The following is a 9,396-nucleotide window of genomic DNA, read 5'->3' on the forward strand; positions in this document are numbered from 1 at the left end:
AGCCTCAGTCCTCGGCGGGCCGAACCTCAGTCCTCGGCGAGGTGAGGCCGCCGGACGAGAGCGGGATCGGGGAGCGTCAGAGGGAACCGGGGTCCAGGAGCGACGCGAAGTCGGGGACGTCGGCGAACTCGTCTGCGTAGTCCGTCGCCGGGCGTGCCTGGACCAAGTCTGCGAACGCGCGACCGGCGGCGGAGATGCGGCGCGAGAGCCCCGAATCCTCACCACCCCAGTCGTCCGTGGCGGCGAACACCGCGATCGGTGCCACCGTGGCCTTCAAGTAGAAGAACAGTGGCAGCATCGCGTTGTCGATCGCCAGGCTGTGGCGCGCCGAACCCCCCGTGGCCGCCAGCAGCACCGGACGCCCGGCCATGATGCCCTCGTCCATCAGATCGAAGAACAGCTTGAACAGCCCGTTGACGCCCGCGTTCAACACCGGCGACACCGCGATGACCCCGGACGCCGTGCCGACCAGGTCGAATGCCTCCCGCAGCGCCTTGGTGGGCACGTGCGAGGTGTAGAGCTGCGCCAGATCCACCGCGAGGTCACGGAGTTCGAGGACGGCCACGTCGCTGCGCACACCCTGGGCGTCCAGCGTGGCGGCGGCGAGCCGGTCCCCCAGCATGCGGGACGAGGACGGCGTCCCCATGCCCGCGCTGATCACCACCAGGGAGCTCATCACGCCTCCACCGCGAAGCTCGACGCCTCGGCTTGCTCGTAGGGGGACTGCCCGGTGACGTCGTCGGCACCGACCGGCACGTGAGCCTCCGCCAGCGTCCCGGCCGCGCGGGCGGCGGCCACCATCGACGCGTGCGTGGGTGCCTCCGGAATGTGCGCGGGACGCCCCTCGGCGAAGCCCTTGCGCAGGTCGGGCAGGATCTCGCCGAGCAGGTCGAGCTGCTCCAAGACAGTCTTCAGCGGCAACCCGGCATGGTCGATGAGGAAGAGCTGACGCTGGTAGTGGCCGACGCCGTCACGGAAGGACAGCGTCCGCTCCAGGACCTCCTGCGGGGAGCCGACGGTGAGCGGCGTCTGCGCGGTGAAGTCCTCCAGCGAGGGGCCGTGACCGTAGACGGGCGCCACGTCGAAGTAGGGCCGAAACTCGTTGACGGCGTCCTGGCTGTTGCGGCGCATGAAGAACTGCCCGCCGAGCCCGACGATGGCCGTGTCGGCGGCCCCGTGCCCGTAGTGCTCATAGCGGCGCCGGTACAGCTCGACCATCCGCTTGGTGTGGTCCATCGTCCAGAAGATGTTGTTGTGGAAGAAGCCATCCCCGTAGTAGGCGGCCTGTTCGGCGATCTCGGGGGTGCGGATGGAGCCGTGCCACACGAACGGCGGGATGCCGTCGAGGGGGCGCGGCGTCGAGGTGAAGCCCTGCAGCGGGGTGCGGAACTTGCCCTGCCAGTCGACGACGTCCTCGGTCCACAACCGACGCAGCAGCGCGTAGTTCTCCACGGCCAGCGCGACGCCCTGGCGGATGTCCTTGCCGAACCAGGGGTACACCGGCCCGGTGTTGCCGCGCCCCATCATCAGGTCGACGCGTCCGTCGGAGAGGTGCTGCAGCATGGCGTAGTCCTCGGCGATCTTCACCGGGTCGTTGGTCGTGATCAGCGTCGTGGACGTCGAGAGCAGCAGCCGGCTGGTCTGGGCGGCGATGTAGCCGAGCGTCGTCGTCGGGGAGGATGAGTAGAACGGCTCGTTGTGGTGCTCGCCCAGGGCGAAGACGTCCAGGCCGATGTCCTCGGCCTTCTTCGCGATGGCGACGCCGGCCTTGATGCGCTCGTGTTCGGACGGGGTGCGGCCCGTCGTCGGGTCGGTCGTGACGTCACTGACCGTGAAGATGCCGATCTGCATAACCCACTCCTGTAGTTGAAATCTCAACTATCCTAACGACCGGGCACCCCGATCCATTCCCGCAGCACGTCGGCATCCGCCTACACGGCCCGCCTGCGAGGCCCCGGGCCCCGTCCGCCGAGGACTGAGCCCCACCTCACCGAGGGCTGAGGCCACCGCCACCGCCACCGCCACCGCCACCGAAGACTGAGGCCACCGTCGCCGAGGACTGAGGGTGGCAGCGCCGAAGACTTGAGGCCCTCCAACTAGACACGCCTACGCCTACTGCGCCGGTCCGGTGAAGGTGACCGGGACGAAGTCCCGTTGCATCGCCGCCTACTCCTCCATCACCGACCCGTTCAACACGAACCGTTACTCAGAAATCACAGGCACCAACATCGGGTGCGCCACCACACCGTCGGTCGCGAGGCTGTCGTCGCCCGCGCTGAATCGGGCAACCGCGCCCGGCTCAACAGGTGAACGGGCCGTCGGCCGTCGCCGGACCGTCGACGCGGCACAACTGCAGGCCCCGCGCCTCCAAGCCCTGCTTCATCTCCGCGATGGCTTGGGTGTTGAACGCATGCCATTGCATGTGCATCAGCACAGTGTCGCCAGCCTCCGCGTACTGCACAACCTCACCGACGACCTGCTCCTGCGGCTTGCCGCGCCAGTCCTCGGTGTCGAAATCCCACAGCCAGATCTTCATTCCCAACGACTCGATCACCTGCTTGACGTGCTTGTTGGTCGCCCCATAGGGCGGACGCACCCAGGCGCCCTGCACAGCCGGGGGACTCAACTGCTTACGGATCGCGTCATCGGAGATCTTCGTGAACTGTGGGTGCGAGACACTGTGCGAATACACGAACATGCCGTGTTGCCGGGCGAAGTCCACATCGATCTTGCCCTCCTGGACGCACGACCCCAGCGCGAACAACACCACCCGGACGCCCAATGCCTCCACGCCCGTCACTGTTTGCTTGAACTCGTCCAGCGAGCGCGGACAGTCGTCGAAGGTCAGCACGATCCGATCCGTCGTGTTGGGACCCGCGGTGTGTCCCTCGCCTGGGCCAGGACGCCGCTGTTCGACCGGCTTGCCCGTGACGTAATCCGAGGGCCACGGAGTGGGAAGCCCCGTGATCAACGGCACGGACGTCGGCGTCACCACCGGCTCCGCCGACGGGGACTCGCTCGGCGTCGGCGAAGGATCCGCGCCGGACGCGGACGGTGACGCTGGAGCGTTCGGCGGCACCTGAGCGCACGCGGTCAGGGCGAGCAGCAGGGACGCGAGAAGGATGGTCGCGCGGGTCGCGGCCTGGGGAAGAGACATGGGGGCACCCTCGGATCTATTGACCGTCCCATCCTTGCCTGACCACCCGCCGAACCCAAGCCCAGTTATCCGCCGATCAGGAGCGATCAGCCCGGATTCGCCGGTGACAAGGCCGCGTCCCCCTTCTCGCCGTCGAGCTGCGACAGAGTCGCTACCGTGGGCCGAGGGACGGCGGGTGCAGGATGGACTCATGTCTGACGCCATGAAGACCGCACGGAACCTAGTGGCCGACTCGCGCCGCGTCCTGGCCGTCACGGGGGCGGGCCTGTCCACGGCGTCCGGGATCCCCGACTTCCGCGGGCCGCAAGGGCGCTGGACCCAGGATCCCGAGGCGGAGAAGATCTCGACGCTGTCGTACTACCTCCACGACGAAGGCGTCCGCCGCAAGGCCTGGCAGGCGCGGCTGACCTCGCCGGCTCGCACCGCGCACCCCAACCCGGGCCACCGCGCACTGGTCGACGTGGAACGCTCAGGGCGACTCGCCGGCATCGTGACGCAGAACACCGACGGCCTGCACCTGGCTGCCGGGTCAGATCCGGCGATCGTGTTCGAGGTGCACGGGAACGCGCGTCGGTGGCGCTGCGAGGATTGCGGGGCCGAAGGCCCGATGGACGAGATGCTCGCCCGCGTCGAGGCTGGCGATCCAGATCCGCGCTGCCCGGTGTGCGGCGGCATCACGCGTGCGACGGTGATTCTGTTCGAAGAACAGTTGCCCGCCGACCTGCTGGACGCCGCGATCACGTTGGCCGAGCACGCCGACCTGGTGCTGGCGATCGGCACGTCCCTGACGGTGCATCCGGTGGCGGGGCTCGTCCCGTACGCGGTGGGACACGGAGCACGACTGGTGATCCTGAACGCCGAGGAGACCCCCTACGACCACCTGGCTACGGCCATCATCCGAGGTCCAATCGCCGAAACCCTGCCGGAGATCACCAGCGGACTCACCCCGCTCGAACCCGACCTCCCCCACCCCGACCCCGCCGAGGACTGAGGTTCTTGCCGCCGAGGACTGGGCCTGGGTCCGCCGAGGACTGAGGTTCACCTGCCGAGGACTGGGCCTGGGTCCGCCGAGGACTGAGGGTTCACCTGCCGAGGACTCGGGCGTGACCCATCGAGGCTCGGGTTGGAACCGTCGCGACTCGGGCCCGGGCCGACCGCTCAGCTCACCGGGTCCACCCCGAGAGCCAAACCCGAGACGAGAAGTCCAACCCCAAGTCGTCGTGCAGTTCACCCTCGCCGATGCCCGGCAGGCTGACGCTCAACACCCCGCCGTCCTCCCCGCCCTGCCACGACAAAACCGCCTGGGCAGATGAACGGCCCGGCAAACTGAGCGCCGTCAGGTGGGTGTCCTCGGCGTCCAGTGTGAGGTAGTCGGTCATGCCTTCGCGTCCTCCCAGCCACAGCTTCGGGGCTGCCAGTTCGACGCTCTCATCCGAACAGTTGTAGACCGTCAGCAGGACGCGATTGTTGTTCGCACCCCGATCGACCGGCGAAAAGTCGATGAGCGGCTGTCCCGACGACTGACAGGTGGGCGACCACTCGCCCTTGCGTTGCGTCAACACCGGCGCGCCGGTCGCTGTCGGCGGAGCCGCCTGCCGCTCCGGGGTTGATGCGGGAAGCGGCGGTTGGGGCTGCATCACGTAGACCGCCCCCGCGGCCACGAGCAGCGTCGCCGTGGCCAACGTGATCCGAGACAAAACGTGCACTCAGTCATTGGACCATGCTGGGGCGTCCTCGGCGTCAGTCCAGGGTCTCGGTCCGCGTCCGAGAGGCCTCCGAGGACGCCGGACAGCCCGCCCGCGTCGGGGATGGGGCCCCCGACGCCTTCGACGCCAGTCCTCGCTCGTCAGCCCCGAGACCTCGGCGGGCTGAGGTTCAGTCCTCGGCGGCCCCAAGGCCAGTCCTCGGCGGGCAGAGCCTCAGTCCTCGGCGAGCCCAAGCCCAGTCCTCAGCGAACAGAGCCTCAGTCCTCGGCGGGATGGGCCAGCGTTGCGCGTTCAGGAGGAAGGAGCGTCCAACCAACTGCCCCGGTACAGGACGCGCTGCACGGACCACGCGGCATCCAGGACGACGGCGTCCGCACGGGTGCCGGGCGCGAAGGTGCCCACGGGCGCCAGGCCCAGGTAGCGCGCCGGACGACTGGTGGCCGCCTGCAGGGCGACTTCCGGCGCGACACCCGCGGCAATCACGTGGGCGACTGCCCGATCCAGGGTCAGCGTGGAGCCCGCAATCGTGTTCGTCCCCGCGATGTGCGCCACCCCGTCCGTCACCTCGACGGGCAGGTCCCCCAGCACGTAGGCCCCATCCGCGCAGCCGGTCGCCGCCATGGCATCCGTCACCAGAACCACACGGTCATTCACCTGCATCACCCACGCCACCAGTTCGGGACGCAGGTGGACGCCGTCCGCGATGAGCTCCGGCCACACGCGCATGTCCTCTAGCAGCGCCAGCACCGGACCAGGCTCGCGATGCTTCAGCCCGGGCATGGCGTTGAACAGGTGGGTCGCCCCCGTCGCCCCCGCGTCGATGGCAGCCAGCGTCTGCTCATACGTGGCCGCGGTGTGCCCGATCGCCGCGACGGCTCCGCGGTCGACGATCGCGGCGATCGCCTCCAGCGCACCGGCGCGCTCCGGCGCAATCGTGACCATCCGGACCGTCCCCCGCCCCGCGTCCAGCAGCCGCTCGACGTCGGCGCGCATGGGGTCGCGGAGCTTGTCCACGGGGTGAGCGCCCTTGTAGTCGGGGCTCAACCAGGGACCCTCGAGATGGATGCCGAGCAGGTCCCCCGCGTCCACCAGCGGGGCCAGCCGTCGAATCTGCGCCTCGAGTTCGTCCAGCGACTGCGTGACCAGGGACGCGACCACCGCCGTGGTCCCATGGCTCCGGTGCAGCGCGGCGGCCGTCGCCGGATCATCCGCGAACGCAGCCCCGCCGCCGCCGTGATCGTGGACGTCGACGTAGCCGGGCGCCAACGTCACGTCCCCAAGATCCACGACCTCGCCAGGCCCCTCCTCCGGGGCACCGACCGCGACGACAGCCTCGCCTTCGAGGACCAGTTCGCCCGGGGTGAGCATCTGAGTTCCGGTGAACACTCGCGCGGCACGCACTCGCAACATGGGCCGTCCTCCTGGTGGGCTGCAGATCCGGGACAGGTCCGCCCCGCTGGTGCGAAGCGTAGTCCGGGTCCGACTTCATGAGGCCCCCACAGGAGGGGATCCCGAGACCGCGGTCCGATGGTGACCCGGGCGGCCGCGACCTACGCTGGCCCTATGAGCGCCCAGGTCGTCTTCGTGCATGGAATCCGCACATCCGGGACGATGTGGCGACGCCAGGCCACCCACCTCCAGGCGTCCGGTGTCGGCGTCCGAAGCGTCGACCTCCCCGGTCACGGCACCCGCATGGACGAGGCGTTCACCCTGGAGGGCGCGCTCGCCACCATCGACGCCGCCGTCCAGGACGCCGCAGCGGAGGGGCCGGTGCTGCTGGTGGGGCATTCGATGGGCGGCATCCTCGCCACGGCTTATGCCGGGACGACCCCTTCGGCGCCGATTGCGGGGCTGGTCGCTGCCTCATGCACATCGCTACCGCGGGGCATCGGCCTCGCCGCCTACCGCGTCATCTTGCGCGTCGTCGACCGCCTACCCGGACGCGGCCTGGGGCTGACCCGGCTGATGCTGGCCGCGACGCTCCCCGAGGACACACGTGGGGACTTCGCCGCCGGTGGCTACGCTCTCGACGCCCAGGACGCCGCCTTGGCCAGCCTGGCGGCACTCGATCTGCGAGCTGCCGTGCAAGATCTGAAGGTTCCCGCCTGGTTCGTCAACGGCCAGTTCGACCAGTTGCGGCTGCACGAGTCGGCGTTTCGTCGTTGGGCTCCCGAGGCCCGGTTCACCGTGGTCCCCCGGGCCTCGCACCTGGTGACAGCGATGCGCCCGGACACCTTCAACGCCGTGCTCGACGATGCTCTCGTGACGATGACCGCCGACGCCGAGTCCGGCCAGCCCGCGCGAGCCTGAGCCTCACGTTCTTGCCGGGCGCCGTCCTCGACTGGCGCTGCTCCGGTCTTAGACGTGACTCCCCTCAGTCCTCGGTTCGTCCAGCCCCAGTCCTCGGCGGACTTGGGCTCAGTCCTCGGTGCGTCCAACCTCAGTCCTCGGCGGACTTGGGCTCAGTCCTCGGCGGGGTCAGCCTCAGTCCTCGGCGGGTGGGGTCAGTAGCCCAAGTCGGCTGCGACCGTGCGCATCTGCAACGCCGACGCCTCGAAGGAGGCCCATTCCTCGTCGTCGAAGCGCGTCTGCTTGATCGGGACCGCACCCGACGCGTCCACGATGGACGGCACCGACAAGGCCACCCCGGACACCCCACGGAAGTCATCCAGGACGCAGCTCACGGGAAGCACCGCCCGCTGGTCACCGACGATCGCCTCCACCACGCGCGTCGTCGACAACCCGACCGCATAGTTCGTGGCGCCCTTGCCCTTGATAACCCGGTAGGCGGCGTTGCGGACGTTGAATGCGATCTGGTCGAGTTCGGCCCGGGTCAGCGGCGGACGATCGGCGTCCCGCCAATCCAGCAGCGGCACGTTGCCGATGGTGGCACTCGACCACAGCGGGAACTCGCTGTCCCCGTGCTCGCCCACGATGGACGCGTGCACCGACGAGGTCGACACGCCGACGCGCTGCCCCAGCGCCCACCGCAGCCGGGACGTATCCAGCATCGTCCCGGACGCGAACACCCGCTCCAGCGGCAGCCCGCTCACCTCTTGGGCGATGACCGTCAGCACGTCACACGGGTTGGTCACGATCACGAAAATGGCGTCCGGGGCCGCCTGCACCAGCTTCGGCATCAGATCGCGGACGATGCCCGCGTTCGTGGCGGCAAGGTCGAGGCGCGACTGGCCCGGACGCTGCTTGGCTCCCGCGGTGACGACGACCACCTGGGAGCCCTCGGCCACGCTCAGGTCGCTGCCACCCGACAGGTCCGTGTCCCCCACGAACTGGGTGCCGTGCGCCAAGTCGAGCACCTCGGCCTCCACCTTCTCGGCGGCGATGTCGTACAGCGCGATGTGGCGGGCAGCGCCACGGATCAGGCTGGCATAGGCGATGGACGTGCCGACACTGCCAGCGCCGACGACCGTCAGCTTGGAGTTCTCGATCGCGGTCATGAGGCACCTTTTCCTGTGGGGTCGGGGTCGGGATCAGTCAATGCGGACGGCGGAGACGGGCGCGTGAGGCAACGCCCCCACCATCTTCCCGCGTCCGGACCGGTGTCGTCGTGGCGTCCCGAAGCCACGAGCCCATCCGAGCGAGCGCACCGCGTCGCCGCCGGTCGGCAACAATGGAGGCATGACGCCCCTCATCACCGCGACCTGGCCAGGAACGGCCATCGAGATCGGTGTCGTGCTGCTGGTCGCGATCGTGGGCCGGTTCCTTCTGCGCCGCGCGATCCGCACCGGGGTACGCGCCTCCATCAAGGCCGGGGACATCCCCGAGCCCACGTCGTCCCCCGCAACCAACCGGTTCCTCGGCAAGCTGTCCGGTGCCCTCAACGGACGCCACGAGGCCCGCGTCAAGACGGTCGGGTCGGTGCTCAGCAACGCCGTCGACATCGTGCTCGTCGTCCTGGTCATCTTGACCATCCTGCGGATCCTCGGCGTCCCGCTGGAACCCGTGCTGGCGGCGTCCGGCATCGGCGGTGTCGCGCTCGCCTTCGGAGCGCAATCCCTGGTGAAGGACTACATCTCCGGCATCCTCATGATCTTCGAGGACCAGTTCGGCGTGGGAGACCTGATCGACACCGGAGAGGTCGTCGGCACGGTGCAGGAGGTGGGGTTGCGGATCACCAAGCTCGTGGACTCCTCGGGGGAGGTCTGGTTCGTCCGCAACGGTGAGATCACCCGGGTCGGCAATCGCAGCCAGGGCTGGTCCACGGCGACGATCGACATTCCCATCGCGCCGAACCAGAACACGACCCGGGCGATCGACGTGCTCGGCACGGTCGTCGATAAGGTCTTCGCTGACGAGCAGTACGCAGACGTCCTGCTGGAGAAGCCCTCGGTGCTCGGCGTCAACAAGGTGACGCCGGGCGTGATCACACTGACGATCCTCGCCAAGACCGCCCCCGATCAGCAGTGGGCCGTGCAACGCGACCTGCTGGCGACGTCGTTGTCCGAACTGCAGCGGGCCGGTATCCGCGCCGCTCCCCCGGAGATGATCGCCACGACGCAGCCCACGCCGCCG

General features: G+C 69.1%; 9 protein-coding genes. 3 read left to right on the top strand and 6 right to left on the bottom strand.

All coding sequences use genetic code 11. From position 1 onward, the window contains the following. Positions 1–76 precede the first annotated feature (76 nt). The 3 genes from V7E09_RS05490 to V7E09_RS05500 form a co-directional block, all read right to left on the bottom strand. Complete coding sequence (locus V7E09_RS05490; RefSeq protein ID WP_324511588.1) at positions 77–676, bottom strand: CE1759 family FMN reductase; 600 nt, start codon at positions 674–676, stop codon at positions 77–79. After that, complete coding sequence (locus V7E09_RS05495) at positions 676–1,851, bottom strand: LLM class flavin-dependent oxidoreductase (protein WP_324511587.1); 1,176 nt, start codon at positions 1,849–1,851, stop codon at positions 676–678. The genes V7E09_RS05490 and V7E09_RS05495 overlap by 1 nt, the downstream gene beginning before the upstream one ends. A gap of 448 nt (positions 1,852–2,299) precedes the next feature. Then, positions 2,300–3,157, bottom strand: coding sequence for a polysaccharide deacetylase family protein (locus V7E09_RS05500; protein WP_324511586.1), 858 nt, complete (start codon positions 3,155–3,157; stop codon positions 2,300–2,302). Between the two features lie 190 nt (positions 3,158–3,347). On the opposite strand from V7E09_RS05500, the gene V7E09_RS05505 reads away from it, so the two are divergent. Next, positions 3,348–4,148, top strand: coding sequence for an SIR2 family NAD-dependent protein deacylase (locus V7E09_RS05505; protein WP_324523126.1), 801 nt, complete (start codon positions 3,348–3,350; stop codon positions 4,146–4,148). A 172-nt stretch (positions 4,149–4,320) separates the two neighbouring features. Here V7E09_RS05505 and V7E09_RS05510 read toward each other — a convergent pair whose 3' ends face one another. Together V7E09_RS05510 and nagA are read right to left on the bottom strand one after the other, a co-directional pair. Beyond that, positions 4,321–4,863, bottom strand: coding sequence for a hypothetical protein (locus tag V7E09_RS05510; RefSeq protein WP_324511584.1), 543 nt, complete (start codon positions 4,861–4,863; stop codon positions 4,321–4,323). 291 nt (positions 4,864–5,154) lie between these two features. Further along, positions 5,155–6,273 (bottom strand): N-acetylglucosamine-6-phosphate deacetylase, encoded by a 1,119-nt coding sequence (nagA, locus tag V7E09_RS05515; RefSeq protein WP_324511583.1) that lies wholly within the window; start codon positions 6,271–6,273, stop codon positions 5,155–5,157. A gap of 153 nt (positions 6,274–6,426) precedes the next feature. On the opposite strand from nagA, the gene V7E09_RS05520 reads away from it, so the two are divergent. Further along, entirely contained in the window at positions 6,427–7,173 is a 747-nt protein-coding gene (locus V7E09_RS05520; RefSeq protein ID WP_324511582.1) for an alpha/beta fold hydrolase, read from the top strand. Positions 7,174–7,367: 194 nt separating this feature from the next. On the opposite strand, the gene V7E09_RS05525 is transcribed toward V7E09_RS05520, so the two are convergent. Continuing rightward, positions 7,368–8,321 carry an L-lactate dehydrogenase gene (locus V7E09_RS05525; protein WP_324511581.1) on the bottom strand — a complete coding sequence of 318 codons (954 nt, stop codon included), beginning with the start codon at positions 8,319–8,321 and terminating at the stop codon, positions 7,368–7,370. A 181-nt stretch (positions 8,322–8,502) separates the two neighbouring features. Between V7E09_RS05525 and V7E09_RS05530 the strand changes: the two genes are divergently transcribed. Beyond that, positions 8,503–9,396: mechanosensitive ion channel family protein (locus V7E09_RS05530; RefSeq protein ID WP_324511580.1), on the top strand; the 894-nt coding region annotated here is incomplete at its 3' end.

Origin of the sequence: Propioniciclava sp. (genome assembly GCF_036744435.1) — a bacterium.
GTDB lineage: Bacteria > Actinomycetota > Actinomycetes > Propionibacteriales > Propionibacteriaceae > Propioniciclava.

What these genes read in the sequence shown, in the direction of transcription:
- V7E09_RS05490 (WP_324511588.1), bottom strand. Translation starts at nt 676, where the DNA reads ATGAGCTCCCTGGTGGTGATCAGCGCGGGCATGGGGACGCCGTCCTCG.
- V7E09_RS05495 (WP_324511587.1), bottom strand. Translation starts at nt 1,851, where the DNA reads ATGCAGATCGGCATCTTCACGGTCAGTGACGTCACGACCGACCCGACG.
- V7E09_RS05500 (WP_324511586.1), bottom strand. Translation starts at nt 3,157, where the DNA reads ATGTCTCTTCCCCAGGCCGCGACCCGCGCGACCATCCTTCTCGCGTCC.
- V7E09_RS05505 (WP_324523126.1), top strand. Translation starts at nt 3,348, where the DNA reads ATGTCTGACGCCATGAAGACCGCACGGAACCTAGTGGCCGACTCGCGC.
- nagA (WP_324511583.1), bottom strand. Translation starts at nt 6,273, where the DNA reads ATGTTGCGAGTGCGTGCCGCGCGAGTGTTCACCGGAACTCAGATGCTC.
- V7E09_RS05520 (WP_324511582.1), top strand. Translation starts at nt 6,427, where the DNA reads ATGAGCGCCCAGGTCGTCTTCGTGCATGGAATCCGCACATCCGGGACG.
- V7E09_RS05525 (WP_324511581.1), bottom strand. Translation starts at nt 8,321, where the DNA reads ATGACCGCGATCGAGAACTCCAAGCTGACGGTCGTCGGCGCTGGCAGT.